The organism is Streptomyces sp. NPDC001492, assembly GCF_053597275.1.
The window spans coordinates 18,162-43,669 of record NZ_JBSFHW010000039.1 but is presented as its reverse complement, the minus strand read 5'-3'; the positions used below and the strand labels follow the sequence as shown (position 1 = coordinate 43,669).

The window sequence follows — 25,508 nt, the reverse complement described above, 5'->3', positions numbered from 1 at the left end:
CCCGTCCAGCCCTCAGCCCCGCAGCTTCAGCTCCTTGCGCCACTTGACGAACTGCTGGTCCGGATCTCCCGTGTACGACCAGGGAGTCCGTGTGGCCCGGCGGCCCAGCATCCGCATCAGGGTGGCGGCGATATCCGGGACACGTGCGTTGCAGGCGGCGTGTGTCAGGTAGTTGAGGTCGCGCAGTTCGCCGGGGGCGATGCCGCTGTCCGTGCGGCCCATGATCCACCGCTGCCAGGTGCGGCGGACGTCGCTGACCGCGCCGTCGTGGTTCCAGTGCTGCCCGAGACCCACCGCGGACTGGCTGCCCTGTGCCGTGTCGAGGGCGTAGCGGTACTCCTCCACGTGCGCGTACTGCACCAGGACCGGCAGGGCGCAGCCCGTGGGCGCCACTCCGGCCGCGTCGCGGGCGAAGTCGTACATGAGGCCGTGACTGCCGTGCCAGCGTGCCGAGTAGTAGTGCAGGATCTGCAGGTGGCCCTCCACGCTGTACGGGTCGCGCTGGTGCAGCTCGTCCCACCAGCGCGACAGTTCCTGCCGGCGCACCCCCGAGGAGTACAGCCGGGCCACCGAGATCAGGGAGATCCACGGCGTCGGGTCGTCCAGGTACGCCTCCGCGGCCTGCAGACACGCCGTCACCGCGGTGTCGATGCGCTGGTGGTCGATCGGCACGCCCCGGCCCGCGGCGATGGCGAGGTTGAACGCGCGGGCCGTCTCCGTCGCCGCCCGCAGCACCAGTGCGTCACCGCTGTGGGGCTCGGCCGCCAGCCACGACTCCACGGTCGAACTGCCCGCGCAGGCCTGCGCGAGCATCCGGACGCGGTGGCCGCGCGCGAGCCACTCCGGGCCGGTGTCCCGCAGCAGGTCCCTGAGGCCCTGCCAGCGGCCGATGATGATGTCGTGACGTGCGTTGGTCAGGGCCGCGTCCCCGCAGTCGGGGTCGTAGTCGGGAGTGAATCGGTCTCTCGCCATCGGGGTCTGCCTCAGAAGTCGGTGGAGAGACCTTCGTGGACACGGGAGTTCGCGGTGGTCAGCTCGTCGGGGACGTACTCCGCCTCGACGGTGCGGCTGGCGTCCAGGCGGGCGGGCCGGTAGTAGTCGCTGCCCTGCCGCCAGTACCAGAACATCGGGACCAGCCCGACGGCGAGCCCGCCGATGCCGATCGCGATCGCCGCGCTGTCGAGCTCGCTCAGCGACTCGGCGAAGATCCAGAACATGAACAGGGCGCCGAACAGCGGCCACAGCCCGCCGAGCAGGAAGTTGGCGGGCGACTTCAGCAGCATCCTGCGGTACGCCACGACCACCGCGAGGCCCGCGAGGCCGTAGTAGACGGCGATCTGCAGGCCGATCGCCGAGATCGCGTCGGAGAGGATCTCGCCCACCGAGCCGAGCGCGTTGGAGGCGATGAACATCGCCAGCGCCACCGCGCCGACCACCGTGATGGCCACCCACGGGGTGTTCCAGGTGCGGTGCACCCGGCCGAGCGCGGAGGGCATCGTACGGTCACGGCCCATCGCGAACAGCGAGCGCGTGACCTGGATGAGGGTGGTCTCCAGGGTGGCGATGGTCGACAGCATCACCGCCACGATCAGCAGCTTGCCGCCCCAGCCCGGCCAGATCTCCGCACCGAGCGCACCCAGTACGTTCGCGTCGTTCGCCTCGATCTGCTTCGAGGTCAGGATGACGTTCACCGCGATGGTGAACACCTCGAAGAGCAGGAAGACGATACCCACCCCGATGAGACCGGCCAGTCCCGTCGTACGGCGGCTGTTGCGGGTCTCCTCGCTCAGGTTGCTGGTGACGTCCCAGCCCCAGTAGTAGAAGGCGGCGACGAGTGCGCCCGAGGCGAAGCCGGACACCCCGTCGAAGTGGGAGAAGCCGAGCCAGGACCAGTCGAACACGCGGGCGTTGCCGGTGTGGAAGACGGCGAGGACCGCGAACAGCGCCAGTATCGCCAGCTCCACGCCGGACATGACGAGCTGGGCCCGGACCGTGAGCCGGGCGCCGCCGAGCACCACCAGCAGCATGATGATGAACCAGGCCGCGCCGACCACCGTCGACAGCGCGGTGCTGTCGGCGAGGCCGTCGTCGAACAGGGCCAGCGTCATCGACCCCGCGGGCAGCGAGCCGGCCACCATGAAGATGGTCGCCGAGATGACCAGCGCCCAGCCGCTGATGAACCCGAGAAAGGGATGGAGGGTGCGCCCCACCCAGGAGTAGCTGGCCCCCGCGTTCACGTCGATACGGCCGAGATAGCTGAACGCCAGCGCGATGCCCAGCATGGGTATCGCGCAGTACAGCAGCGCGGCCGGGCTGGCCAGGCCCACCGCGCCGACGAGGACCGCGGTGGTCGCGGCGATCGAGTACGCCGGAGCGCTGCCCGCGACGGCCATCACCACGGTGTCGAACGTACCGAGGGCATTGGCCTGCAGCCCTCTGCCCCTGCTGTTGCTCATGGTTGCGCTGCTTTCCGTCTTGCACGACGCGAGGGCGACCCGCCCCGACGGCGTAGGGGGAGGTGGGGGGTGGTGAACCCGCCCCGGACCACCGAGGGTTGGCCTCGGAGCAGATCAAGGGCAGCGAAAAACACAAAGGGGTGGTGGAGAGCGCACGGCTCCTGCGTTGTCGTTCGGTCACACCGTGTGTGCGAGTGATGATAGCCCTACTCCTTGACCTTTCAAGATGACCAAGGGGTAACCTCCTGCGCCACCGGGGACTGCCGTGGTTGGACGGCGCGCAACGGGAAACGCGGATCGGGACACCGTACGGAAACGACCCGCCGCAGCGCGCGAGGGAGGCACTCATGGGCAGCGAACGCACGAGCCCCGAACCGATGGCCGACGACGCCTACCAGCCCACCGCGACGAACGAGGAGCAGGAGGACGCGGCGCCGCTCGACCTGCAGGACGCCGTCGACGAACGCACCTACGACGACATTCTCGACGAGGGCTACTCCCCGCCGGAGAAGCCGCTCGGCGTCACCAAGCACGGCACGACGGCAGCGGAGCAGCGCACGGGCGAGAGCCTCGACGAACGGCTCGCCGAGGAGGTCCCGGACGCCGCCGTACCGGCCGGCGACGAGGTCGGCGACCTCCCCGGGGGCGAGGGTGAACCCGTCGACCCCGAGGCCGGAACGGAACGCGCGGGCCGACTGGTCGCTCCGGACGAGGGCGCCCACCCCGACAGGACCAAGGAGACCATCGCCGCCGACGTGGGCATCGACGGCGGTGCCGCCGGCGCCGAGGAGGCCGCCGTCCACGTCGTCGAGGACGAGACGCGGCTGCCCGACGCCGAGCAGGACCGCTGACGCCGGCCGGTCAGTCGCCGATGCGGTCGATCTGCCGGAGCTTGTTCGTGGCGTCGAGGGCGGCGACCTTGTAGGACTCCGCCAGCGTCGGGTAGTTGAAGACCGCGTCGACGAGGTAGTCGACGGTGCCGCCGCAGCCCATCACTGACTGGCCGATGTGGATGAGCTCGGTGGCGCCGGTGCCGAAGCAGTGCACGCCGAGCAGGGTGCGGTCCTCGGGGGAGACCAGCAGCTTCAGCATGCCGTGCGAGTCGCCGATGATCTGGCCGCGGGCCAGCTCGCGGTAGCGGGAGATGCCGACCTCGAACGGCACGCACTCCTCGGTGAGTTGGTCCTCGGTCCGGCCGACGAAGCTGATCTCCGGGATGGTGTAGATGCCGATGGGCTGCAGGTTGTGCATCTGCCCGACCGGCTCGCCGTAGGCATGGTAGGCGGCCGCCCGCCCCTGCTCCATCGAGGTCGCGGCCAGCGCCGGGAAGCCGATCACGTCGCCGACGGCGTAGATGTGCGGCACCTCGGTGCGGTAGTGCTCGTCCACGGTGATCCGCCCGCGCCTGTCCGCGGACAGTCCGGCCTTGTCCAGGTCGAGTTCGTCGGTCAGGCCCTGCCGGCCCGCCGAGTACATCACGGCGTCGGCCGGTATCTTCTTTCCGCTCTCCAGGATGGTCAGCGTGCCCCGCGGATGCCGCTCCACGGCGGCGACGGTCTCGCCGAAGCGGAAAGTGACGGCGAGGTCCCGCAGGTGGTACTTGAGCGACTCGATGACCTCGACGTCGCACATGTCGAGCATCCCGGCACGCTTCTCGACGACCGTCACCTTGCTGCCGAGCGCGGCGAACATGGAGGCGTACTCCATGCCGATGACCCCGGCGCCCACGATGACCATGGAGCGCGGGACGCGTTCCAGCGCCAGCACGTTGTCGGAGTCCATGATCGTACGGCCGTCGAACTCGACGCTGCCGGGCCGGGCCGGCCGGGTACCGGTGGCGATGACGATGTGCTCCGCGCTGAGCAGCCGTTCGTTGCCGGTGACCTCGCGCAGCGCGATGGTGTGCGGGTCGACGAAACTGCCGGTGCCGGCGAAGAGGGAGACGTGGTTGCGGGAGAGCTGGTTGCGGATGACGTCGACCTCCCGTCCGACCACGTGCTGGGTGCGCGAGGTCAGGTCGGAGACGGTGATGTCCTCCTTCAGCCGGTAGCTCTGCCCGTACAGATCCCGCTGGGTGAGACCGGTCAGGTACAGCACCGCCTCGCGCAGGGTCTTGGAGGGGATGGTGCCGGTATGGATGGAGACCCCGCCGACCATGTCGGGGCGGTCGACGACGGCGACCCGGCGGCCGAGCTTGGCCGCGGCGATGGCGGCCTTCTGGCCACCCGGGCCGGATCCGATGACAAGCATGTCGAAGTCGGGCACCCTCCGGAGTCTGTCAGCCCGGGGCCCCGCTTCGAAAGACTGAACGGACAACGATCGCCCACGAAGTGACGGGGCGGACCCGGCAGTTGCCGAGCCCCGTGAGGGGCGCGGGGCCGCATCGATATGCGGCTCCGCTGCGATGGGGGTCCCCCCGCTCGAGCGAAGCCGAGAGTGGGGGAGCGATCAACCACGACGAACCCGCAGACAACCGACGGCCCATCGCGGCACACCCCATCGCCGCACAACCCGGCCGAGCGATAATGCCGACATGGGCCACCGACTCGCCGACGCGAGCACCCCCGCCCGGCTGGCCGCCCCCGACGAGGGCATCGGCCGTGACGAACTGGCGCTCGCCACCCGCAACCACGGCCTCCCGCTCGAGGCGCTGCGCTACGACGTCACCCCGCCGGGCCTGCACTACCTGCTGACGCACTACGACATCCCCTACGTCCCCGACGACACGCCCTGGCCGCTGGGCGTCGGGGGCCGGGTCCGCCGTCCGCTGCGGCTGGACCTGGACGAACTGCGCGCCCTCCCTCAGGTCACCACGCGTGTGACCATGGAGTGCGCGGGCAACGGCCGGGCCCTGCTGACGCCCCGTCCGGTCAGCCAGCCCTGGCTCGTCGAGGCGGTCGGCACGGCCGAGTGGACGGGCGTACCGCTGCGGCTGCTGCTCGCCGAGGCCGGCGTGGAACCCGGCGCCGTCGAGGTGGTGTTCACCGGCGCCGACCACGGCGTGGAACGCGGCGTCGAGCAGGACTACCAGCGTTCCCTGCCGGTGGAGGTGGCCACGGGCAGCGAGCCCGAGGTGCTGGTGGCGTACGCGATGAACGGCGCCCCACTGCTGCCCCAGCACGGCCGCCCGCTGCGCCTGATCGTGCCCGGCTGGTACGGCATGGCCCATGTGAAGTGGCTGCGCGAGATCACCGTCACCGACGCGCCGTTCACGGGCTTCCAGCAGGCCGTGGCCTACCGGCTGCGGCAGGACTCCGCCGACGAGGGCCGGCCGGTCACCCGCATCGAGCCGCGCGCCCTGGTGATCCCGCCCGGGTTCCCGGACTTCATGTCCCGCTCCCGTGTGGTGCGGCCGGGCCCGGTGACGTTGGAGGGCCGCGCCTGGTCGGGGCGGGCACCGCTCGCACGGGCCGAGGTGAGCTGGGACGCCGGGCGCACCTGGCACGAGGCCGAACTGGAGCCCGACGGCGGCCGCCGGTGGGCGTGGCGCCGCTGGCACCTCGACTGGACGGCGACCCCCGGCGAGCATGTGCTGAGCGCGCGGGCCACCGATGCCGCAGGACACACCCAGCCGCTGGAGCAGCACTGGAACCGCGGCGGCTTCACCAACAACCTCGTCCAGCGGGTGCCGGTGCTGTGCCTGGAGCCCGGCGAGGCGGACTGAACCGCGCCGGCTACGGCAGCAGTTTTTCCATGGCGGCGGGGCCTTCCGTCTCCAGCTTGCGCCGGGCCCATTCGAGGTTGTGGGGGGTGATGTCCCTGCCCGTTGCAAGGACGAGGTCCTCCGGGGACACCTCGGTTCCGGTACGGGTGTGGAGCAGGTCGTCCGGGGTGACGCGGTCCTCGGACGGCCTGGACGCGTCGGGCTGCAACGTCGGCATGATCTCTGCTCCCTCGGGTCAGGATCGCTACTGCTAACACCATTCATCGCGGGAGCGCTGCGTGCATCCGGAAGCGCACACAAGTGCCACGAGATGCCGGAGTGACAGGACGGGCGTCTAATGAGAGACGTGTCATCTGCCCGTACTGACAAGGGGGGCGCGGGGGCCGTCAGCGGAGGGGTGCTGCGACGGCTGGGGGAGTGGTGCGCCAGGCACTTCGTGATCGTCATTCTGGCCTGGCTGGTGGCGCTCGTGGCGCTGCAGACCCTCAACCGGTCCTTCGGCGGGGAGTACTCCGACAATTTCTCCCTGCCGGGTGTGCAGTCCCAGCAGGGCCTGGACGTCCTGAAGAAGCACGACCCCGCGGCGGGCGGCTACAGCAGCCAGATCGTCCTGCACGACGGACAGAAGTCCCTCACCGCGCTCAGCTCGCAGATGTCCACCACGATCGGCGACGTGCAGAAACTGCCGCACGTCCTGTCGGCCCAGAATCCGCTGTCCGCCCCGGCCTCGAAGGTCGGCCCCCTCGCCTCCGACGGAAAGACCGCCTACATCACCGTCCGCTTCGACGTCCAGCCCTCCACCCTGGGCGACAACTACCTGAACGGCGTGGACAAGGCGGTGCAGCCGCTGCGCTCGGCCGGCGCCCAGGTCGAGTACGGCGGACCGCTCGGCGAACTGGGCCGGCCGGCCCCCGACGACCGGGTGAGTGAACTGATCGGCTTCGCTGTCGCCATCGTGGTTCTGCTGATCGGCTTCGGCAGCGTGATCGCCGCCGGTCTGCCCCTGTTCACGGCACTGGTCAGCGCCGTCGGCGGGCTCGCGATCCTCGGGCTGCTCGCGGCGGCGTTCACGTTCGCGACCGTCTCGCCGACCCTGGCGACCATGATCGGCATCGGTGTCGGCATCGACTACGCCCTGTTCCAGATCACCCGGCACCGCCAGAACCTCATGAACGGGGCGAATCCCGTTCATGCCGCGGGCCATGCCACCGCCACCAGCGGCCGAGCCGTGCTCGTCTCCGGCTGCACGGTGATCATCGCGCTCGCGGGCCTGTACGCGTCCGGGGTGAGCTTCATCGGGAAACTCGGCCTGGCCGCCGCCACGACGGTCGTCTCGGCGGTCATCGGCGCACTGACGCTGCTCCCGGCCATGCTCGGGCTGATCGGCAGACGCATCGACCGCTACCACGTCCGGCGTCCCGTCGCCGAGACCGACGCCGAGCCCGGAACCGAGCCGACCGGCACATGGCACCGCTACGCCCAACGCGTGGAGCGCAGGCCCTGGCAGTTCCTCGCGGCAGGCGTCACGACCGTCGTCATCCTCGCCATCCCGTTGTTCTCCATCCAGCTCGGCCACATCGGAGACGGCGCCGACCCCACCTCCTTCACCGACCGCCGCGCCTTCGACCTGATGACGAACGCGTTCGGCCCCGGCTCCAACGGCCCGCTCACCGTCGTCATCGACCAGACCTCCGTACCGTCCTCCCAGCGCTCCGCCCTCTCCTCCCAGGCCCAGAAGACGCTGAACGCGGTGGCGGGCGCCTCGACCGTCACACCGCTGACACCCACCAAGGACGGCGACGTCCTGGTCGGCACGGTCTACTCGAAGCAGTCCCCGCAGAGCGCCACCACCACGGACCTGACCAACCGGCTGGTCCACCACACCCTTCCGGACGCGGTCTCCGGCACGTCCGCCAAGGGTTACGTCACCGGTACCACCGCCGCCCAGGTCGACTTCCGCGACATCGTCGCCAGTCGGCTGCCCCTGATCATCGGCGTAGTGGTCGGCCTCGCCTTCCTGATCATCCTGGCGGTCTTCCGCGGTCTGCTGGTCGCGGTCAAGGCGGCCGTCCTCAACGTGCTGTCGATCGGTGCCTCGTACGGCGTGGTGGTGGCCGTCTTCCAGTGGGGCTGGGGCGGACCCGCGCTGGGCGTCCACGGCAAGGTGCCCATCGAGAGCTATGTGCCGATGATGATGTTCGCGATCATCTTCGGCCTGAGCATGGACTACGAGATCTTCCTGCTCTCCCGCGTCCACGAGGCCTGGCTGCGCACCGGCGACGCCAAGGCCTCGGTCGCCCACGCGCTGGAGATCACGGCCCGGGTCATCACCTGCGCCGCCCTGATCATGGTGAGCGTGTTCGCGGCCTTCATCGTCAGCGACAACATCGTGGTCAAGATGCTCGGTCTGGGGCTCGCGGTGAGCGTGCTGATCGACGCGACCGTCGTACGGCTGCTGATGGTTCCGGCCGTGATGACGCTGCTGGGGCCGCACGCCTGGTGGACGCCCCGCTGGCTCGACCGCATCATGCCGCACATCGACGCGGAGGGCGACCAGGTGGCAGGCCCCGCCGCGGACGTCAGCCGGCGTCCGGCGACGCGGGCGTGAGGACGAGCATCGTCACGTCGTCGTCGACGGCAGGGCAGTACCGTACGAGATCCGCCCACACCCGGTCCGCGAGTACGGCAGGGTCGTCGTCGGCCAGCGCGGCCAGGCGGTCGGTCAGCGGGTAGAAGATGCCGGAGGGGTCGCGGGCCTCGCTCACACCGTCCGAGGCCAGGAACAGGCTGTGGCCGGGTTCCAGCCGCAGGGTGAGCCCGGTGTGCGGGCCGCCGTCGGACAGGCCGAGACCGAGCGGCGGCCACGCGGAGAGCTGAATCTCGGTCGCCTTCCGGCCGCACAGCAGCACGGGCGCAGGGTGCCCGCAGGACACCATCCGCACCGACCGGGCGTCGGGCGAGAACTCCAGCAGTACGGCGGTCGCGAACAGCTCCGCGTACCGGGACGACGCCGAGTCCAGCTCCAGCCTGCGGTCGAGCCGGGCGGCGACCGACTCCAGGTCCGGCTGGTCCAGCACCGCCTCCCGGAAGGCCCCCAGCAGGGAGGCGACCGTGGCGACCGCCGCCAGTCCGTGCCCCTGGACGTCGCCCATCACGGCCCGCACCCCGTGCGGTCCCTGCCGTACGTCGAAGAAGTCGCCGCCCACCAGCGTGCCGCGCTGCGCGGCCCGGTAGAGGCCGACACAGCGGACCGGGCCGACCCGCTCGGGCAGCGGAGGGACGACGGCGCGCTGCGCGGCCTCGGCGACGGTGCGCTCCAGGTCCAGCTGGGCGTCGCGGCGGCTGCGCACATAGGACACGAACACGCTCAGCACGGAGACGAAGGAGATGGTCAACAGGTCCGTGTTGCCCGGGTGGTCGAGCTGGAAGGCCGGGGTGTTGAGCACGGCGACGACGACACCGCCGAGGAGCGCGGTCGCCAGCGGCCCGTACGAGAGGACGGCGAGCGGCGGGATGGCGCCCAGCAGAAAACCGATGTCGAGGGGTTCGCTGCTGGCCAGCGTGACCGCGCAGACGCCCACGATCAGGCCCAGCGGGAGCAGCCGCACCAGCCGCGGCGGTGGCGCGCCCCGCAGCCAGCCCCGCCGGTCGTGGTCCTGCCGGCGCGGTGACAGGAGGTGCACCTTTCCCACAGCACCACGCTCCTACGGCGGGGCGCCGCCCGCACGCCGGGCCCGCTGTCGGTGCCGGGTGGCATGCTGGTCGACAGCGGTGATCGACGGCGGCCGGAGGGGGACGCGGCGTGGGGTTCGAGGGCGAGGTCTGGCGGGTGCGCACGGGCGCGGAACCGGTCGGGGAGATACTGATCGACGACGCCGACTTTCCGTGGCTGTCCGGCCGTTTCACCGCCGGCCCGGCCTTTGCGGAGGTCCGGGATCTGTTCGCCCGTGAACTCGCCCTGATCGAGCGGGACGACGAGGAGCACCTGGGGGAGTGGGAAACGGCCTACGAGGAGATCACCAGACGGGTGACCCTGTCGTCGCCGGACGGACCCGTTCCCGAGTTCCTGCTGCACATCGAGGGCGACCGGGCCTGGTTCCGCTGGAGCGACGAACCGTTCGAGCATGAGTAGCGGCGCGGGGGTGCCCGGCGTGCGGGTGGTGCTGATCGGCGGCACGTCGAACGTGGGCAAGTCGACGGTCGCACGAGCGGTGGCGGAGCGTCTCGGGTTCGAGTACCGGGCGACGGACCTGCTGGCCCGTCACCCCGGTCGGCCCTGGAGAACCCCGGAGCGGGAGGTGCCCCCGCATGTGGCCGAACACTATGGCTCGCTCACGGTCGACGAACTGATCACCTCCGTTCTTGCCCACTACGAGCGGCTGTGGCCCCGCATCCGCACACTGATCGCGACCCACGCGGCCCCGGACGGACCCGGCGCGGGCCTCGTCCTGGAGGGCTCGGCCCTGTGGCCCGTCCGCGTCGCCGGACTGGACGTCCCGCACACGGCCGCCGCGTGGCTGACGGCCGACGAAGCCGTGCTGCGCGCCCGGGTGCACGCGGGCGGCCGGTACGAGACGGCAACGGACGAGGAACGGACGCTGATGGACCGCTTCCTGGCCCGCACGGAGCGCTATCAGCACCTGATGGTCGAGGCCCTCGACAAGTTGGGCCTCGACCGCATCGATGCCGGAGCCGGGCGAACCGTCGACGAGCTGGTCGACGCGGTCCTTGCCACGGTGACGAAGCAGAATGCCCCCGGCGGTCCGTGACGCGTGTCGGTCGGCGGCACTGTCCGGTAGGGCTTGGGCCTCGCGTCGAGGCGGGAGGGGGCCGGCCGTCGACGAGCTGGTCGACGCGGTCCTTGCCACGGTGACGAAGCAGAATGCCCCCGGCGGTCCGTGAGGCGTGTCGGTCGGCGGCACTGTCCGGTGGGGCTTGGGCCTCGCGTCGAGGCGGGAGGGGGCCGGCCGTCGGTGAGTTGGTCGACGCGGTCCTTGCCACGGTGACGAAGCAGAATGCCCCCGGCGGTCCGTGAGGCGTGTCGGTCGGCGGCACTGTCCGGTGGGGCTTGGGCCTCGCGTCGAGGCGGGAGGGGGCCGGCCGTCGGTGAGTTGGTCGGCTCGGTCCTTGCCTCGGTGGCGGAGCAGGGTGCGGCGGGCGGTCCGTGACGCGTGTCGGTCGGCGGCAACTTTCCGGCAGGGCTTGGGCCTTGTGCCGATTGCCGGAGGGGGGCGGGCCGTCGGCCGCGCCGGTCCTCGCCGTCTTGGCGGAACTCGCTGCGGCGGACGGACCGTGACGCCGCGTCAGCCGAGGGCAATTTGCCACAGGGTCCGGCGGATCGACCGCATCGATCGCCGGCACGCGGGTCCTCGCCGCTGTGGCGAAACAGTCTGTGGTGGACGGTCCGTGACGCCGCGTCAGTCGGCGGCACCGTCCAACAGGGTCTCGGCCTCGACGAGGATCTCGGTGACCCGCTGGCCGAACGCGGCGTCGCAGGCGTGCGGTCGCCCGGTGCGGGCGGCGGCGAGCAGCGCGTCGGCGGCGTGCCCGAGCGCGGCGACGGCCCCCTCGGCGCTCTGCGGCAGCACCGACACCCCTGCCGCACCCCGGAGTTCCAGAGCGGCACCCGCCGCTGCCGACGGGGCCGACAGGCTGAGCGTCAGGGTGCTGGACGCGCCGCCGGCATGGTCGAGGACCAGGTGGACCGTGTCGCCGGGCCCGGGTGCCGCGGCCATCACCCGCCGGGCGTCACCGAGGACCGGCAGCAGCACGGACAGGGCATGCGGGCCCACGTCCCACAGCGCGCCCTTCTCCCGACGCCACGGCGAGTTCGCGAACGGGCTGTCGCTGTCACCGCCGAACAGCGCCCCCAGCCACTGGGCGTGAGCCGTGAACCAGCCCCCCACTCCCGCCTGTTCGGTGATCCATGCCTCGGTCTCGGGCAGGAAGCGGCTGGTGAAGAAGACGACCGAGGCGACGCCGGCCTCCTGGGCCGCGTCGACGACGGCTCGCCCCTGCGCGACCGTCGTGGCGAGTGGCTTGTCCAGCAGCAGATGGCACCCCGCACGCGCCGCCCGTACCGCGAGCTCCGCCTGCACGGCAGGCGGCAGGGCGACCGCGACCGCGTCCACGTCGGAGAACAGCGCGTCGACGTCGTCGTAGGCACGCGCGGCGAACCGGTCGGCGACTTGCTTCGCGGCCTCCGTACGGCGGCCCCACACCCCCACGAACTCCAGCTCCGGGTGCTCGTGCAGGGCGGGGGCGTGCGCCATCTCCGCCCAGGGACCGGTACCGAGAAGTCCTATGCGCATGCCGCCGCCTCTCCACTGGGTCGCCCGATGTGGCGACTGGTCGCCAGCGAGCGTCGCACACCGACCGGCCGACTGCGCAAGCAGATCCTGCGGAGGCGGCGATTCAGCGGTGCGGCTGCTGAATGCGTTCTCTTTCCTCTATTGGACCTGCGGCCCGTGGGCGGGTCAGGCTGGAATGCGTTGCGGCTTCCCGCACCCCCTGTGCGGTGGGCCGAACGACATTCGGTACCGCGCGACAACCGGAAGAGGGCACGAGCACATGCAGACCCGCCGCATCGGTGACGTCGAAGTCAGCGCGATCGGCCTGGGCGGGATGCCCATGTCGATCGAGGGACGGCCGGACGAGGCCCGTTCCCTCGCCACCATCCACGCCGCCCTCGACGCCGGCGTGACCCTCATCGACACCGCGGACGCCTATCACCGGGACGCCCACGAGGTCGGCCACAACGAAACCCTGATCGCCAAGGCCCTGTCCTCCCACGACCGTGGCAGCGACGTCCTGGTCGCGACCAAGGGCGGCCATCTGCGTCCCGGCGACGGCAGCTGGACCCTCGACGGCAGCCCCCGCCACCTCAAGGAGGCGTGCGAGGCGTCCCTGCGCCGGCTCGGCGTGGAGGCCATCGGGCTCTACCAGTTCCACCGCCCCGACCCGAGGGTGCCGTACGCCGAATCCGTGGGTGCGATCCGGGACCTCCTGGACGAGGGCAAGATCCGGCTGGCGGGGATCTCCAACGCCAACCCCGACCAGATCAGGCAGGCGAACGACATCCTCGGCGGCCGGCTGGTCTCCGTACAGAACCAGTTCTCCCCGGCCTTCCGCTCCAGCGAGCCGGAGCTGGAACTGTGCGACGAGCTCGGCATCGCCTTCCTGCCCTGGAGCCCGCTCGGCGGCATCTCCCGGGCCCGTGAACTGGGCTCCGCCTACGCGCCGTTCGCACGGATCGCCGAGGCCCACGGGGTCAGCCCGCAGCGCGTGTGCCTGGCCTGGATGCTCGCCAAGTCGCCGGTGGTCGTTCCCATCCCCGGCGCCAGCCGCCCGGAGACCATCCTCGACTCCCTCGCCGCCACGGAACTCACCCTGGACGCCGAGGAACTCGCGCAGCTCGACGCCGTCTGACAGGGCCAGCCACCCGGTCACCACGGGGGACCCCGCCGATGGTGTCGTCGTCGGAAAGGCCCCTCGACCACCGCTACCGCAACGAACACCCGGTCCGCACCCTCGGGTACCTGTTCCGCGCCGACCGCCGCCACCTGATCGCGGCGGTCGGCGTGCTCGTCCTGACCGGCGCCGCACTGGTGGCCTGCGCGACGCCAACGCACGGGAGTTCGTCGACCGGCTGCCGCACGGCCCGGACGCCGTGGTCGGCGAGCGCGGCGCCCGCCTCTCGGGCGGGCAGCGCCTGGGGGTGCCCCCAGGCCCTTGAGGCACCGGGGGAGGCCGGCCGTCGCCCGCGCCCTGATCACGGATCCCAAGCCCTGCGCGGCGGCGGGGCGTACACGCAGCTGCACGGCGGACGGGTCGCCTGAGCCGCCGTGCGTGCGCCCCGTGGCCGCCTCCTCAGGCGGCGCTGCTGCGGCGCATGCCGTGCGGGCAGGTCGAGTCGTGGTGGATGCCGAGGCTCGTCCACCACCGCTCGCAACACGCGGCGTCCAGCTCACCGCGCACGATCTCGTCGGTGGCCGTGCGTGCCGGGTGGCGCGCCACGACCGCGGCCCTGCGCAGGTCGCGGATCAGGGTCTCGCGGACGACGGCGATGACCGGGACCAGGCTCGCCGCGGCGAACAGACATGCGGCCCACCGCGGACCGTGGAGGAATTCGAGGACCGTGGTCCAGGCGAGTTCGGCGCTGGTGGTGAGGTAGAGGGTGCAGAGGAGGCGGCCGGAGCGGTTCATGTGCTTCACCGTTCGTGCTGAGGGGGTTACCCTCTGTTCAACGCCTCGCGGCGCGCTGGGAATCGGGTCGGACGGCGGTTTTGCGTCAATTGAGGCTCGCAGCGCGGAAGATGCGATTGGTCCGGGCCTGACCGGGAAGGCGAGGCGAAAACCACAGAGAGGGGCACTTCGTGCTCGTTCCGGACCCGAAGGTCGTCAGAACGTTGCTCACCGCATACGCGTCGCTGCGCATCGCGCAGGCGGAGCGTGAGAAGGCGCAGACGGCACGGGAGTTGGCGGACGTCAGCCGCGCGCTGTGCGCCACCATGGGAGCCTCGAGCGTCGAGGACGCGATCGCGAAGGCGGACGCCCTGCTGCTCGCCTCGCGCAGGACCGCGGGCGGGGATGGCGGCCTGTCGCTGGCCGTCTGACGCAACGAGGGCCGGGATGACGCACATCGGGCCGGTCACAACGCCCTGCCGACGTCAAGTGCTCCTGGAGAATTCACACCCAGGTATCCTGGGGCGCATACACTCGACAGCCGTGCCCAAGTGCATGGGCCACCACACGAAAGGCGCGTCGGTGTTCCAGGATTCCCCGATCTACGACCGACTCGTTGCCGAGCGCGGCGACGTCCCCACTCAGGCTCGCCGGGAGGCCGAGCGCGTGAGCCGGGAACTGGAGTACGCCATGCGGCCGCTGCAGTCCTTCGGCGCCATGCCCGCCGCCCCCGAGCGCCAGGCCTCCCCGGGAGCCGGGTGGCAGCGGTCCGCGCTGCTGCCCGGCTCGCTGCCCCACTGACCGCCGCCCTCAACACACGGTGCTGCTGGAGCCGTTGACTCGTGTCTGCGGCTCCGGCGCGGGAAGGGCCAGCCACTCGGCTATCGTCCGGGCGATCGGCAGCCCCGTCTCCACCTCGACGAAGCCGAACTGCCCCGACTGATTGCACTCCAGGAACCACCAGGTGCCGTCGGCGTCCTCGGCGAAGTCGAAGGCGCCGTAGGCCAGTTCGGCCTCACGCAGATACGAGCGGACGGCGTCGGCGATGCGCGGCGGCACATCGGTCGCCCGCCACGGTATGTCGGCCGAGGCGAAGCGCACGTCCACCGCACCGGGATCGTCCGGGTCCGGGTCGTCGGCAGTCGCCTTGCGGGCCGCCAGCAGCCGCTCGCCCACCGCGGTCAGCCGGATGTCGGCCCGCTTGCCGACCCGCCGCTGCAGCAGGGTCGGTCCGAACGCGACGGCGGAGAAGTCCGTGTCCGGCGCCACCCGGCTGGTCGGCACCGCCCGGGGCGGATCCTGCGGATGCGCACCGGAGACGGGCTTGACCACCAGATCCGGATAGCGGTCGGCGAACTCCCGGGCAGCCTGCGGAAACGTCGTGATCAAGGTGGCCGGCACGGGTAGTCCGCAGCGCTGGGCCAGCCGCAGCTGCCACGGCTTGTGCCGGGCCCGGCGGGCCGCGTCGGGGTGGTTCATCCAGCGGGCGTCCGAGCCGCGCAGCATGCCGTAGAGCGCCTGGGCGGACTCCTCGGTCAGCCATGCGGAGGGCTGGGTCGCCCGTGCGGCCGCATCCCCCGGCCTGCGCACCCAGACCGACCGCAGCCCGGCGATGCTCACCAGGCGGCCCGCGGACTGGAGGTGGCCGCGGAAGCGGCCGTGCACGTACTCGCCGGACAGCGCGACACCGCCGGGGAGGTCGGCGGGGTCCAGGCGGACCACCGGGACCCCGGACGCGTTCAGGTGCACGACCACCATGTCGGCGGTCACGTCTTCTTCACAGGTCAGGATCAGCACGGTCATAGTGGGCGGTTCCGCGTTCAGTCGTCGAAGTGAGTCTTGGAACCCGCGGTGGACGTGGTGGTCCCCAACTCTCTGAGCAGCGCGAGGTCACCGGCGGCGACCCGGCCGTCCATGAGCACGTTCAACTGCAGCCCGGTGTCGTAGACGTACGGAGTCGTGGCTTCCAACTCCACCGCCGGACGTGCGTAGTTGAGCGCGAACGGTTGCATCGTGTCTCCCTCGTCAGTGCAGCACCGACCCGGCGGTCCGCTCCCCGCGGGGCCGCCCGGCCCGCCGACTGCATTGCCCTTCCAGTCACTTATACGAATCGAACGAGTGATTGGTTTCCTTACTCTGCGTAGTCACAGGGAGGATTCGTGACGATTCGGCCCGTCCAGAGGGCCGCGCAGGCTGCGCAGAGCGAGGAGAAGGACGCCGATGTCGTCCAGGTAGACAGGGTCGGGCAGCAGGTCGGTCGGCAGCAGGAAGTACAGGACGGCACCCCAGAAGACCCAGCGCCGCCCGGTCGGAAGCCCGGCACGCCTCAGGTCTCGCCGGGCCCGCACCAGCCGCACCAGCAGGGCGACGGCCACGGCGAGGGCGAGCGCCGCGAGGGCAACGGCGACCACGATCGCCGTTGTGGTCCATTTCACGGTCCTCCTCCATTCGGCGTGCCGAACGGCGCGCCCCTTGTCTCGGATTCCCCTTTCCGGCGTTCGTACGTCCTCCGTCACCCCGTCAGAAGCGCGGCGGGGCCTCACACCTGTGGCCCATCCCGACTGGCACGGACCGGAAGCGGCACTTAGTAATGGCACTGCATCGCAACGTCGTGAAAACGCGCCGGGAGATGCGAGAGCAGGTGAACCGTTCCGTCTATTCCATGGAGGAGAGTCATGAGCATCCGCTCTTCATCACCCCGTCCCTACGACCCCTCCATAGTCGGCGCGCACGACGACCCGGCCAGCGCCCTGGTGCATGCCGCCATCGCGGACCGGCCACTGGAGGAAGTCGCCAACCTGATCACCATGCTGGAGCAGTCCCCGGAGTATGCGAAAGCCACCGTCGACGCGCTGCGCGCGGTCGGTACGGACCGCTCCGTGGAGGATGTCACCCGTCTGGTCACCCTGCTGACCCAACCACCGCGCGACCCTTCCAGTGCGGACGAGGTCATCCGGGCGGCGGCCGAGAACCGTCCGGTGGAGGAAGTGACCCGGCTGATGGCGCTGCTGCACCTGCCGTCGACGGAGCGCCGCTTCGGACAGGAGGCCGCGAAGGCGGTTGCCGCGGCGCGGTCCGTGGAAGATCTTGTGGAACTCATCGGCCGGCTGAGCACAGACCGCGGTGCCCACCCCGCCCCGCCGAAGACGGAGCCCTCGCTTCCGCAGGCCGGCGAGGCGGACTGGCGCCCGGAAGGCACAGGCAGCGGCCTTCCGCCGTTCCCCACGGTCCTGCCCTCCTACGGTGGGGACACCATGCCGAGGCAGCCCGTAGGTGCGCCGCGGCGCTCCCCCGAGCAGCCGCCGTGGGCGGGCCTGCTGGTCGCGGCCGCGCTCTTCCTGTGCGCGCTGCTCTGGTTCCCGATGTACAAGTCGGGTACGCATGTCGACGTGTACGCCTCCGGCATCGCGGTGTCGATCCTGTACGCCCTGCTGGCCGTACTGGTGACCCTGCGGCCCGTCCGGGCCGTACTCGTGGTCGCGGCCGTGTTGCCGGCGCTTCTTGCCGCGGCCGAGCTGTACCGCGGGTTCCGCTCGCGGTCGCTGTTCCGGGCACTCGACCTCACGCTCGCCCCGGGCTGGCTCGCGGGCCTGGTCGCCGTGATCGCGGCACTGACGGCAGTGACGGCCCTGGTCCTGCGCGCGGCAGCGCGCCCTCCCGCCCTGGGGGGTGCTCCTGCCCGTCCTCTGGCCACAGCGCGGCGCCTGGACTGATGCGCCGCTTCCCCGGCACCCGCAGGGGGTCGTGGTCCCGCGCCCGCGGTTCTCCGGACCGCGGGCGCTTCGGCGCCCGCGGGCGAAACCCCGCGCCCCCGGGAGCGGGGCGCAGGTGCTCAGCGGCCGGAGGAGTCCGGCGGCTCGACTGCGGCGTCCGGCTCCCGCCCGCCGTCCGGGGCGGACGCGGGGCGCAGCGCCTTGGCGGTGTCCTTGAGCCGCTCCAGCGTCCGCGTCAGCTGCTGGAAGGGGGAGCCCTGGGGTGTGGCGGGCGGCTGCGGCCGGGCGGGCGGGCCGTCGCCGTTCTCGCGGTAGACGGCCAGCGCCTCGTGTGCGCGCTCGGCGGCCTCGCGGTACAGGTCCCGCGACTTGGTCATGGCCTCGAGCGCCTCGGCGTACATGGCCACGAGCCCGCGTGCGTGGGCGAGCTCCTCCTCGAGCGTCATCAGCCGCCAGTCGTCCCGCAGGGCGGTGACGACCTCCTCGGCGCCGTCCGGCAGCGGAAGCGGCAGTGCGGCGAACCGGACCAGGGCGTCGACGAGTTGTCCGGGCCGTGAGCCGTCGAGGAAGACGGTGCGTACGGAGAAGTCGTCCGCGTCGAAGCCTTCCGGGACCGGCGTGGTGGGCAGCAGGACGGCACCGCCGCGCGGGACCTGCACCCCGAACTCGCGCAGGACCCGGTTGACGATGCGCAGCTGGTCGGGTGCGGCACGGTGCTCCAGCACACGATGGCGCAGGCTCGGCGGCAGCAGCGGGCCGAGCGGCAGCCGGCCGCGCTCGTCGGGTGTCATCGCCTCGTGCACGACGAGGTTGATGTGCCAGCCTCCGCGCACGGCGTTGCGGAGCAGGCGCCGGATGTCCTTGTCGTCCGCGGGCAGGTGGTTGGCCTGCCGCAGGCGAAGGCCCGTGCCGGGCTGGTGGTCCCAGGGCGTCTCCGGCTCCGCGGGCCAGAACATGGTGGCGGGGGAGGGCCACCCCTGCTCCCACGGGCGTTCCGCCTCCGCCGCCAGCACCCACTCCATGCCGGTGTCGGCATCGCGCGTCAGGGCCAGCCGGGCCCGCACGGTCACCGACTCGGCGACCGTCCACCGCGCCTCGAAGACGCAGTCCGAACTGCTCGAAGAGGCCTCGGAGACGGCCACCTCGAGATGGTCGTCGATGGTCCCCTCGTCCTTGAGCCGGTGCAGCGTCCGGCGTACGACGTCTTCGGCATCGGGTCCGGTATGGCGGCCGCGGGCCAGCCACAGGGTGGGGGACGGGGTCGGTCGGACGGAGGGCGAAGTACGCATGAGTCCATCTGAGGGCGGGGGCACGTGTATCCACCAGTATCGTCGCCGCGCGTCGGCGGGGTTCCCCCGGGGGGTGCTCGCACGGGAGGCGCGCGGTGCACTCGGGGTGCGAGGAACGCACTCCAGGACACCTGGTTCACCCGTATCCCCGGCGCACCGGGCCCGCCACAATGGCGCCCGCGAACAGGGCCCGCCCACCATCCGCTTAGGGGCGGGTCCTGTTCGTGTCCCGCCGCGCCGCATGACTCGTGCTTGCACTATATATCGGAAGCCGAGATATCATGGCGGCATGGCATCGAGGAACATGACTCAGGCGGCGTTCTTCGTCCTCACCGCCCTGGCCGACCAGCCCCGGCACGGCTACGGGATTCTGCGGGAGGTCGAGGAACTCTCCGACGGCGCCGTGCAGTTGCGCGTCGGCACCTTGTACGGCGTGCTGGACCGGCTCACCGCGGACGGGCTGATCGTCCTGGACCGCGAGGAGGTGCACGAGGGCCGGCTGCGGCGCTACTACCGCCTGACCGACGAGGGGACGCAGGCCCTCGACGCGGAGGCGGAGCGCATGGCGGCCGGCGCCAGTGCCGCCAAGTCGCGCATCGCCGAGGGGCGCAGGGCCCCCGGCGCGGTTGCGAAACCGTCCGCGGGTCCCGGCCTCGCAGGAGGCGTGGCATGACGACGCTGCTCGAGACGCGCTACCGCACGGTGCTGCGCCTGCTGCCCGCCTACTACCGGCGCAACAGGGAGGAGGAGATGGTCGAGGTCTACCTGTGGGACCTCGACCAGGACACCCAGGACCAGAGCAGGCCGACGCTGGGCGAGGTGGCGAGCGTCGCCGCCCTCGCCGTGCGCAGCCGGCTGGCCGCCACCGGGGCGCCCCGGCCGTACCTCCTGCTCGGGTCGGCCGTCCGGCACTTCGCCCTGTTCGCCGTGCTGCTGCAGGCCGCCGCCGCGCTGGTCGACCGGGTCCTGGAGCTGACCTGGGCCACGACGCACGGAGCGCGCGAGTGGGAGATGTTCCGGTCGGGATTCACCGGCCGGGGCCCGCTCCTGGGCGCGGTCGAGGCCGCCGAATGGACGCTGCCGCTGCTGTGGACGGTCGCCTTCTTCGCCCTGCTGAACGGGCGCCGGCGCCTCGCCCGGATGTCGGCGCTGCTCGCCGCGCTGCCCACGCTGTGGCCGTTCGCCGGTCCGCTGGTGAGTGAAACGGTGCCGTGGGACCCGTGGTTCGCCACCGCCGGCGCGCTCTTCGCCTGGCTGCCGGCGCTCGCCCTGTGCGCGGCCCACCACCGGGACGCCCCCGCGGCCGTGCTGCCCGTCGGCACACCCGGCCTGGTCCTCGCGGCCTGCAGTGTGGTGATGGGCGCGTCCGAGGTCGTGCCGCCCGCCGCGCCCGACGCGGTCTGGGCGCCGGCCACGTGCTTCGTCCTCGGGGCGCTCGGCTGGCTGCTGCTGCGCCGTCGCCGTAGGGATGTGAGTCCTGCCGGCGGCGCCTTGTCCCTGGCCGCGCTGGGCCTGCTGCTCCTGGCGGTGCGGATCGCCACGCTGTATCCGTGGCTGGGCCTTCCCGTCCCCGCCGCCTACATCGGCGCGGCGCTGGGCCAGGCGGCCGCGCTCGCGCTCCTGACCGTGATGCTGACGGCGGTGGCCGGGCGGGACCTGCCCAGGCCCTGACCCGCGCGGGGCCGGCACGTCCTGCCGGCCCCGGTCTCCTCCGTCAGCCGTGGAACGTGATGTAGCCGTTGCCGTCGGGGTCGTTGCCGCTCTTGGTGTAGGCGTGCGAATCGGCGCCGCTGCCGGACGGCTTGTACAGGTAGATCGTGTCCTTGTCGTTGTTCCACATGAAGTTGCAGTTGTTGCGGTAGACGACGTTGTTCCTGTCGGAGTCGGTGCCGTGGCCGCCGCGGAGCTTCACGTAGTCACCGGGCTGCAGGTAGTGGTTGCGGCTGAAGGTGAACTTGTTGCCGGCCTTGTCCTTCACCACGTAGCCCTTGAGGTTCACCGTGGTGCCGGACGAGTAGTTCTTGATCGTCAGGTACTCCTCGTCCGTGTTCCCGGTGGTGCAGCTGTTGGAGTCGCGGCCTGGAGCGTCGTACTGAACGCCCTTGATCTTCAGCGCGGACCGGTACTCGGTGGCGTGGGCCGGAACGGCGGCGAGCACGGCGAGCGTGCCCGCGGCGGCGGTGGCGGCGACAAGACGTATACGCATGGAGATCGTCCCCCCTGTGTGCATTTTTCGTGAAGAATCTGGAGCGTATACAACTCCGTGGCTGCGGGCAGCGAGTTGACCGAAATGGTGCCGTCCGGTTGCCCGCCCGCACTCAGTGCGGGTAGGCGCGCGGGGGCCGCCGGCGCGCCGGCCCGGCGCGGAACTCCTCGATGGCGGAGCTGATCTGGCGCATGAGCGCGGTGTTCTCCAGCCGGTCCAGATAGAGGTTGCGGCGGGCCAGGCCGGGGGCGTCCACGCAGAAGTACAGGGCCATCAGTGGGTTGATGAACAGTTCGCTGTCCTTCGTCCGGCGCGTGAAGCGGACGTCGCCGAAGTCACCGCGCACCGCTGCCGCCACGGAGCCGTTGACGATGCTCGGGTACTCGGCCGTGCTGCGCTGGGCGTGGGCGACCGCGTCGAGGTAGAGGGCGCCTTCCCGGCTCTCGCGCGGCAGCGAGAACGCGCCCAGGTAGGCGCCGTCCCGGTCCAGCGCCGCCAGGTTCTCCAGCACCAGGGAGTGGTTGACCCCGTGGTGGGCGTCCACCCCGAACCCCAGGCAGGCGACGAGCCGTTGGGGTATCTCCTCCAGCCCGTTCACGGCGGCCAGGCTCGCCATGTCCTCCTCCGGTGTGCCCAGTCCGTGCTCGTCACCCCGCATGAGGATGTCGGTCCCGCCATCGACCAGCACCACGGCGTCCACGCCGCCGAGGTGGTCGACGAGCGCGCGGTACGCGGCGCGCAACGGCCGCACCCCGGTCTGCGGAAACGCGTACACCGTGGCCGGCAGGCCCTGCCCTTCCAGCCAGCGGGCGAGCGTCCGCTCCGGGAAGTAGTCGCCCCGCGCCGCGGTGTCGGGCCCGATGGCCGCGACGTCCGCCTCCAGCCACACGTCCAGGTCCAGCCCGTACAGGTCGGCGAAGGACAGGTTGGCCAGATGGACCTCCTTGCCCGCCGAGCGCAGCGCGAGGGCCAGTGGGAGGCCGGCGTACACGTCGAAGCCGCCGCCCGCACCGGCGACGAGAACCCGCCGGGTATCGCGGAGACGGGTGAAGAAAGGGGGCTCGGGGAGGGAGAACACCGGGGGACGGTAACAGGCTGGGAGGACGTCGGGGCGGTGCATTTTCCGGCTGCCGAGCGATGCCCGGCATGCTCACGCGTTCCGGGTCGACTGTCCTTCCCGGATGTCGGACTCCCACTCCAGCAGACGTATCAGTGCGTCCTCCCCGGGCCGTTCGGGGGGCGTGCGCCGAGGCCCGGCGGGAGACGTGGAGTGCGTGCCCCGGGAGATGTTCCCGCTCACGGTGATGTTGTGTTCGACGCGCGGGCGGCGCAGGTCCTCGTACAGGGTGAGCGCCGTGTCCGTGTCCGGTGCGTCGCGCAGGCACTTCGCGAGGATCACCGCGTCCTCCAGCGCCATGGACGCGCCCTGACCGGTCGCCGGGGAGGCCGCGTGGGCGGCGTCGCCGATGAGCAGGAGCCGCCCGGAGCGCCAGGGCGTGCCGGCGGGTATCTCGGTGGCGTTGGTGACCAGGAGGTCGTCGCCGGTGGCCGCGACGATGTCCGCGGCGGGCGTGGCGTCCTTGCGCAGCAGCGGGACGAGCAGTTCGCGCCAGTCGGCGGGTGAGCCGTCCGCGATCTCGTCGGCCGCCAGGGGCTCGCCGGACACGCGCGCGAACCAGTACGTCTCCCCGTCGGGCGAGACGGCGTAGCCGAAGGCGGCCGTGCTGCCGCGCACCATGGTGATGCGCGCCCGAGGTCCGGACCGGTCCGCGGCGCCGGTGCAGCCGTAGAAGACCCGTTCGCCCGCGTGGCACGGCTGGGTTTGCGGGGTGATCTGCCGGCGGAGCGTGGAGTTCAGGCCGTCGGCGCCGATCAGCAGGTCGCCGGTTGCGGTGCTGCCGTCGGTGAAGTGGGCGGTGACGCCGTCCGCGCCGTCCTGGACGGAGGCGAGGCGGGCGCCGTGCCGGACGACGATGCCGCGGCGTGCGGCCTCCGCCTGCAGGGCCGAAGTGAGGTCTGCGCGGCGCAGACAGCGGTACTGCAACAGGGGGTCGGCGGGTTCGCCCAGGGGTACTTGTGCCAGCTCGGCGCCCGCGTCGTCCAGGACCCGCATCGAGGTCAGCGGGAAGCCGAGCGCCGTGACCGCGGCGGTGGCGTCGAGCTGGGCGAGGGCGCGCATGCCGTTGCTCGCCAGGGTGAGGAACGCGCCCAGATCCTCTGCCGAGCCGGGGTGCGCCTCGTGCACGGTCGCCTCGAAGCCCGCTTTGCGCAGGGCCAGAGCCGTCGCCGTGCCGGCTGTGCCGCCGCCGATGACCAGTACGCGTGCCACGCCCCACCCCGCTCGTCTCCGCGCGGCCCCCGCGGTCGCACGCACACAGGGAGGAACGCATGAGCGACAGCAGGGGTTCCGTGCGAAGCCGACGCCGGTCGTGCCACGTGCGGGGCGTGGCACGACCGGCGTACGTCCGCGTCAGGCGCCGCTCGCCCCGAGCATGTCCTCGCGCTCGACGATCTTCACGCGCTCACGGCCCTGCGGCTCGCCCAGCGCCTTCTCCGCGGCGTCCAGCTTGTACCAGCCCTCCCAGGTGGTGAAGCGGACGCCGCGCTCGGCGAGGAACGCGTCCACGGCCTCGGGCTCGGGTGAACCCGGCGTCTGCAGACGGCCGTTCGCGTGGTCGTCCAGCAGGTTGGCCACCGTCTCGTTGGCGTCGCCCTTGGTGTGGCCGATCAGGCCCACCGGACCGCGCCGGATCCAGCCGGTGACATACGTCGACCGCAGGTGCTCGCCGGACTCCTGGACGACCCGTCCGCCCTCGTCCGGGACGGTTCCGGAGTCGAGGTCCCAGGGCAGCTTGGGGAGCTTGTCCGACAGATAGCCGACCGCGCGGTAGACCGCGGTGACGTCCCAGTCCTTGAACTCGCCGGTGCCCTTGACGTTGCCGGTGCCGTCGAGGGCGGTGCGCTCGGTGCGCAGGCTGACGACCTTGCCGTCCTCGCCGAGGATCTCGGTGGGCGACTCGAAGAAGTGCAGGAACAGCTTGTGCGGGCGGTCGCCGACGTCGCGGATCGCCCAGTTCTCCAGGGTCTTGGCGACCATGTCGGCCTGCTTGTTGCCGCGCCGGGTCTCGATCGAGCCCGCGTCGTAGTCGATGTCCTCGGGGTCGACGATGACCTCGATGTGGGGGGAGTGGTCCAGCTCGCGCAGTTCCATCGGGGAGAACTTCGCCTGCGCCGGGCCGCGCCGGCCGAAGACGTGGACCTCCAGCGCCTTGTTGGCCTTCAGACCGTCGTAGACGTTCGGCGGGATCTCCGTCGGCAGCAGCTCGTCCGCCGTCTTGGCGAGGATGCGGGCGACGTCGAGCGCGACGTTTCCGACGCCGAGCACGGCGACCTTCTCCGCCTCCAGGGGCCAGGTGCGCGGCACGTCCGGGTGGCCGTCGTACCAGGACACGAAGTCGGCGGCGCCGTACGAACCGTCGAGGTCGATGCCGGGGATCGGCAGGGCCCGGTCGGCCGTCGCACCCGTGGAGAAGATCACGGCGTCGTAGAACGCGCGCAGGTCGTCCAGGCTGATGTCGGTCGGGTAGTCGACGTTGCCGAAGAGGCGTATCTGGGGCTTGTCGAGCACCTGGTGCAGGGCCGTGATGATGCCCTTGATGCGCGGGTGGTCGGGGGCGACGCCGTAGCGGATCAGGCCGAACGGGGCGGGCATCCGCTCGAAGAGGTCGATGGAGACACCGGGGTCGGCGGCCACCTCGGACTTGAGCAGGGCGTCGGCGGCGTAGATCCCGGCGGGGCCGGCTCCGACGATGGCTACCCGCAGGGGGCGCGGCATGATCAGGTTCCCTTCGAGCGAGGACAGGCGACTCGAACGGGAAGCCTAAGCTAAGGCAAGCCTAAGTCGGTACGCGGGTCCGCTCTATGAGCTCATAAATCAATTTTATGAGCGGGAAACGGGAACTCGAACACGGGCATCGGCCAACAAGAGTCGACCAT

Annotated in this window: 27 protein-coding genes; 12 read left to right on the top strand and 15 right to left on the bottom strand. The window is 71.5% G+C overall.

The window, feature by feature from the left end:
- Positions 1 to 12 precede the first annotated feature (12 nt).
- Together ACWC1K_RS37275 and ACWC1K_RS37270 are read right to left on the bottom strand one after the other, a co-directional pair.
- Positions 13 to 972, bottom strand: coding sequence for a hypothetical protein (locus ACWC1K_RS37275; protein ID WP_450837328.1), 960 nt, complete (start codon positions 970 to 972; stop codon positions 13 to 15).
- 11 nt (positions 973 to 983) lie between these two features.
- Entirely contained in the window at positions 984 to 2,456 is a 1,473-nt protein-coding gene (locus ACWC1K_RS37270) for an APC family permease (RefSeq protein WP_450837327.1), read from the bottom strand.
- 347 nt (positions 2,457 to 2,803) lie between these two features.
- Between ACWC1K_RS37270 and ACWC1K_RS37265 the strand changes: the two genes are divergently transcribed.
- Complete coding sequence (locus tag ACWC1K_RS37265; protein ID WP_450837326.1) at positions 2,804 to 3,307, top strand: DUF5709 domain-containing protein; 504 nt, start codon at positions 2,804 to 2,806, stop codon at positions 3,305 to 3,307.
- Positions 3,308 to 3,317: 10 nt separating this feature from the next.
- Here the strand turns inward: ACWC1K_RS37265 and sthA are convergent, their stop codons facing one another.
- Entirely contained in the window at positions 3,318 to 4,721 is a 1,404-nt protein-coding gene (gene sthA / locus ACWC1K_RS37260; RefSeq protein ID WP_450837325.1) for a Si-specific NAD(P)(+) transhydrogenase, read from the bottom strand.
- Positions 4,722 to 4,989: 268 nt separating this feature from the next.
- Between sthA and ACWC1K_RS37255 the strand changes: the two genes are divergently transcribed.
- Positions 4,990 to 6,120: a sulfite oxidase gene (locus ACWC1K_RS37255; protein WP_450837324.1), complete on the top strand. Its 1,131-nt coding sequence runs from the start codon at positions 4,990 to 4,992 to the stop codon at positions 6,118 to 6,120.
- 10 nt (positions 6,121 to 6,130) lie between these two features.
- On the opposite strand, the gene ACWC1K_RS37250 is transcribed toward ACWC1K_RS37255, so the two are convergent.
- A complete protein-coding gene (locus tag ACWC1K_RS37250) occupies positions 6,131 to 6,337 on the bottom strand; it encodes a hypothetical protein (protein WP_115911539.1) in 207 nt (68 codons plus the stop codon).
- A gap of 120 nt (positions 6,338 to 6,457) precedes the next feature.
- Here ACWC1K_RS37250 and ACWC1K_RS37245 point away from each other — a divergent pair, with 120 nt between their 5' ends.
- Entirely contained in the window at positions 6,458 to 8,728 is a 2,271-nt protein-coding gene (locus ACWC1K_RS37245; RefSeq protein WP_450837323.1) for an MMPL family transporter, read from the top strand.
- On the opposite strand, the gene ACWC1K_RS37240 is transcribed toward ACWC1K_RS37245, so the two are convergent.
- Positions 8,700 to 9,812, bottom strand: coding sequence for a PP2C family protein-serine/threonine phosphatase (locus ACWC1K_RS37240; protein ID WP_450837322.1), 1,113 nt, complete (start codon positions 9,810 to 9,812; stop codon positions 8,700 to 8,702). The two genes, ACWC1K_RS37245 and ACWC1K_RS37240, sit on opposite strands and share 29 nt — an antisense overlap.
- 110 nt (positions 9,813 to 9,922) lie before the next feature.
- Between ACWC1K_RS37240 and ACWC1K_RS37235 the strand changes: the two genes are divergently transcribed.
- Together ACWC1K_RS37235 and ACWC1K_RS37230 are read left to right on the top strand one after the other, a co-directional pair.
- A complete protein-coding gene (locus tag ACWC1K_RS37235) occupies positions 9,923 to 10,252 on the top strand; it encodes a hypothetical protein (protein WP_450837321.1) in 330 nt (109 codons plus the stop codon).
- Complete coding sequence (locus ACWC1K_RS37230) at positions 10,245 to 10,889, top strand: AAA family ATPase (RefSeq protein ID WP_450837320.1); 645 nt, start codon at positions 10,245 to 10,247, stop codon at positions 10,887 to 10,889. Before ACWC1K_RS37235 ends, ACWC1K_RS37230 begins: the two co-directional genes overlap by 8 nt.
- Before the next feature lie 648 nt (positions 10,890 to 11,537).
- Here the strand turns inward: ACWC1K_RS37230 and ACWC1K_RS37225 are convergent.
- On the bottom strand, positions 11,538 to 12,431 hold the full coding sequence (locus ACWC1K_RS37225) for a Gfo/Idh/MocA family protein (RefSeq protein ID WP_450837319.1): 894 nt from the start codon (positions 12,429 to 12,431) through the stop codon (positions 11,538 to 11,540).
- Between the two features lie 259 nt (positions 12,432 to 12,690).
- Here ACWC1K_RS37225 and ACWC1K_RS37220 point away from each other — a divergent pair, with 259 nt between their 5' ends.
- A complete protein-coding gene (locus tag ACWC1K_RS37220; RefSeq protein ID WP_450837318.1) occupies positions 12,691 to 13,548 on the top strand; it encodes an aldo/keto reductase in 858 nt (285 codons plus the stop codon).
- 38 nt (positions 13,549 to 13,586) lie between these two features.
- Positions 13,587 to 13,958 (top strand): hypothetical protein, encoded by a 372-nt coding sequence (locus ACWC1K_RS37215; protein ID WP_450837385.1) that lies wholly within the window; start codon positions 13,587 to 13,589, stop codon positions 13,956 to 13,958.
- A gap of 31 nt (positions 13,959 to 13,989) precedes the next feature.
- Here ACWC1K_RS37215 and ACWC1K_RS37210 read toward each other — a convergent pair whose 3' ends face one another.
- Complete coding sequence (locus ACWC1K_RS37210) at positions 13,990 to 14,325, bottom strand: hypothetical protein (RefSeq protein ID WP_351482556.1); 336 nt, start codon at positions 14,323 to 14,325, stop codon at positions 13,990 to 13,992.
- Positions 14,326 to 14,495: 170 nt separating this feature from the next.
- Between ACWC1K_RS37210 and ACWC1K_RS37205 the strand changes: the two genes are divergently transcribed.
- Positions 14,496 to 14,735, top strand: a complete 240-nt coding sequence (locus ACWC1K_RS37205; RefSeq protein WP_450837317.1) for a DUF5133 domain-containing protein — start codon at positions 14,496 to 14,498, stop codon at positions 14,733 to 14,735.
- A gap of 151 nt (positions 14,736 to 14,886) precedes the next feature.
- Entirely contained in the window at positions 14,887 to 15,105 is a 219-nt protein-coding gene (locus ACWC1K_RS37200; RefSeq protein ID WP_450837381.1) for a hypothetical protein, read from the top strand.
- A gap of 9 nt (positions 15,106 to 15,114) precedes the next feature.
- On the opposite strand, the gene tgmB is transcribed toward ACWC1K_RS37200, so the two are convergent.
- The 3 genes from tgmB to ACWC1K_RS37185 form a co-directional block, all read right to left on the bottom strand.
- Positions 15,115 to 16,107, bottom strand: coding sequence for an ATP-grasp ribosomal peptide maturase (gene tgmB / locus ACWC1K_RS37195; RefSeq protein ID WP_450837316.1), 993 nt, complete (start codon positions 16,105 to 16,107; stop codon positions 15,115 to 15,117).
- A 17-nt stretch (positions 16,108 to 16,124) separates the two neighbouring features.
- Entirely contained in the window at positions 16,125 to 16,316 is a 192-nt protein-coding gene (tgmA, locus tag ACWC1K_RS37190) for a putative ATP-grasp-modified RiPP (RefSeq protein ID WP_450837315.1), read from the bottom strand.
- Positions 16,317 to 16,448: 132 nt separating this feature from the next.
- Positions 16,449 to 16,739 carry a YkvA family protein gene (locus ACWC1K_RS37185; protein ID WP_351482550.1) on the bottom strand — a complete coding sequence of 97 codons (291 nt, stop codon included), beginning with the start codon at positions 16,737 to 16,739 and terminating at the stop codon, positions 16,449 to 16,451.
- Positions 16,740 to 16,979: 240 nt separating this feature from the next.
- Between ACWC1K_RS37185 and ACWC1K_RS37180 the strand changes: the two genes are divergently transcribed.
- Entirely contained in the window at positions 16,980 to 18,017 is a 1,038-nt protein-coding gene (locus ACWC1K_RS37180; protein WP_450837314.1) for a hypothetical protein, read from the top strand.
- 119 nt (positions 18,018 to 18,136) lie between these two features.
- On the opposite strand, the gene ACWC1K_RS37175 is transcribed toward ACWC1K_RS37180, so the two are convergent.
- Positions 18,137 to 19,306: a hypothetical protein gene (locus ACWC1K_RS37175; protein ID WP_450837313.1), complete on the bottom strand. Its 1,170-nt coding sequence runs from the start codon at positions 19,304 to 19,306 to the stop codon at positions 18,137 to 18,139.
- Positions 19,307 to 19,610: 304 nt separating this feature from the next.
- Between ACWC1K_RS37175 and ACWC1K_RS37170 the strand changes: the two genes are divergently transcribed.
- Complete coding sequence (locus tag ACWC1K_RS37170; RefSeq protein ID WP_450837380.1) at positions 19,611 to 19,979, top strand: PadR family transcriptional regulator; 369 nt, start codon at positions 19,611 to 19,613, stop codon at positions 19,977 to 19,979.
- Positions 19,976 to 20,977 (top strand): hypothetical protein, encoded by a 1,002-nt coding sequence (locus ACWC1K_RS37165; protein ID WP_450837312.1) that lies wholly within the window; start codon positions 19,976 to 19,978, stop codon positions 20,975 to 20,977. The genes ACWC1K_RS37170 and ACWC1K_RS37165 overlap by 4 nt, the downstream gene beginning before the upstream one ends.
- 43 nt (positions 20,978 to 21,020) lie before the next feature.
- Here ACWC1K_RS37165 and ACWC1K_RS37160 read toward each other — a convergent pair whose 3' ends face one another.
- The 4 genes from ACWC1K_RS37160 to ACWC1K_RS37145 form a co-directional block, all read right to left on the bottom strand.
- Positions 21,021 to 21,512: a lamin tail domain-containing protein gene (locus ACWC1K_RS37160; protein ID WP_450837311.1), complete on the bottom strand. Its 492-nt coding sequence runs from the start codon at positions 21,510 to 21,512 to the stop codon at positions 21,021 to 21,023.
- 112 nt (positions 21,513 to 21,624) lie between these two features.
- Complete coding sequence (locus tag ACWC1K_RS37155; RefSeq protein WP_450837310.1) at positions 21,625 to 22,590, bottom strand: DUF1152 domain-containing protein; 966 nt, start codon at positions 22,588 to 22,590, stop codon at positions 21,625 to 21,627.
- Positions 22,591 to 22,662: 72 nt separating this feature from the next.
- Positions 22,663 to 23,841 (bottom strand): FAD-dependent oxidoreductase, encoded by a 1,179-nt coding sequence (locus ACWC1K_RS37150; protein ID WP_450837309.1) that lies wholly within the window; start codon positions 23,839 to 23,841, stop codon positions 22,663 to 22,665.
- A 141-nt stretch (positions 23,842 to 23,982) separates the two neighbouring features.
- Positions 23,983 to 25,347, bottom strand: coding sequence for an FAD-dependent oxidoreductase (locus ACWC1K_RS37145; protein ID WP_450837308.1), 1,365 nt, complete (start codon positions 25,345 to 25,347; stop codon positions 23,983 to 23,985).
- Between the last annotated feature and the right edge of the window lie 161 nt (positions 25,348 to 25,508).

Bases quoted from the DNA above. Each gene is read 5' to 3' on its own strand.
- ACWC1K_RS37220 (WP_450837318.1), top strand. From the start codon at position 12,691: ATGCAGACCCGCCGCATCGGTGACGTCGAAGTCAGCGCGATCGGCCTG.
- ACWC1K_RS37245 (WP_450837323.1), top strand. From the start codon at position 6,458: ATGAGAGACGTGTCATCTGCCCGTACTGACAAGGGGGGCGCGGGGGCC.
- ACWC1K_RS37175 (WP_450837313.1), bottom strand. From the start codon at position 19,306: ATGCGTACTTCGCCCTCCGTCCGACCGACCCCGTCCCCCACCCTGTGG.
- ACWC1K_RS37270 (WP_450837327.1), bottom strand. From the start codon at position 2,456: ATGAGCAACAGCAGGGGCAGAGGGCTGCAGGCCAATGCCCTCGGTACG.
- ACWC1K_RS37250 (WP_115911539.1), bottom strand. From the start codon at position 6,337: ATGCCGACGTTGCAGCCCGACGCGTCCAGGCCGTCCGAGGACCGCGTC.
- ACWC1K_RS37210 (WP_351482556.1), bottom strand. From the start codon at position 14,325: ATGAACCGCTCCGGCCGCCTCCTCTGCACCCTCTACCTCACCACCAGC.
- tgmA (WP_450837315.1), bottom strand. From the start codon at position 16,316: ATGCAACCGTTCGCGCTCAACTACGCACGTCCGGCGGTGGAGTTGGAA.
- ACWC1K_RS37230 (WP_450837320.1), top strand. From the start codon at position 10,245: ATGAGTAGCGGCGCGGGGGTGCCCGGCGTGCGGGTGGTGCTGATCGGC.
- ACWC1K_RS37215 (WP_450837385.1), top strand. From the start codon at position 13,587: ATGGTGTCGTCGTCGGAAAGGCCCCTCGACCACCGCTACCGCAACGAA.
- ACWC1K_RS37170 (WP_450837380.1), top strand. From the start codon at position 19,611: ATGACTCAGGCGGCGTTCTTCGTCCTCACCGCCCTGGCCGACCAGCCC.
- tgmB (WP_450837316.1), bottom strand. From the start codon at position 16,107: ATGACCGTGCTGATCCTGACCTGTGAAGAAGACGTGACCGCCGACATG.
- ACWC1K_RS37160 (WP_450837311.1), bottom strand. From the start codon at position 21,512: ATGCGTATACGTCTTGTCGCCGCCACCGCCGCCGCGGGCACGCTCGCC.
- ACWC1K_RS37265 (WP_450837326.1), top strand. From the start codon at position 2,804: ATGGGCAGCGAACGCACGAGCCCCGAACCGATGGCCGACGACGCCTAC.
- ACWC1K_RS37145 (WP_450837308.1), bottom strand. From the start codon at position 25,347: ATGCCGCGCCCCCTGCGGGTAGCCATCGTCGGAGCCGGCCCCGCCGGG.
- ACWC1K_RS37225 (WP_450837319.1), bottom strand. From the start codon at position 12,431: ATGCGCATAGGACTTCTCGGTACCGGTCCCTGGGCGGAGATGGCGCAC.
- ACWC1K_RS37275 (WP_450837328.1), bottom strand. From the start codon at position 972: ATGGCGAGAGACCGATTCACTCCCGACTACGACCCCGACTGCGGGGAC.
- ACWC1K_RS37165 (WP_450837312.1), top strand. From the start codon at position 19,976: ATGACGACGCTGCTCGAGACGCGCTACCGCACGGTGCTGCGCCTGCTG.
- ACWC1K_RS37255 (WP_450837324.1), top strand. From the start codon at position 4,990: ATGGGCCACCGACTCGCCGACGCGAGCACCCCCGCCCGGCTGGCCGCC.
- ACWC1K_RS37180 (WP_450837314.1), top strand. From the start codon at position 16,980: ATGAGCATCCGCTCTTCATCACCCCGTCCCTACGACCCCTCCATAGTC.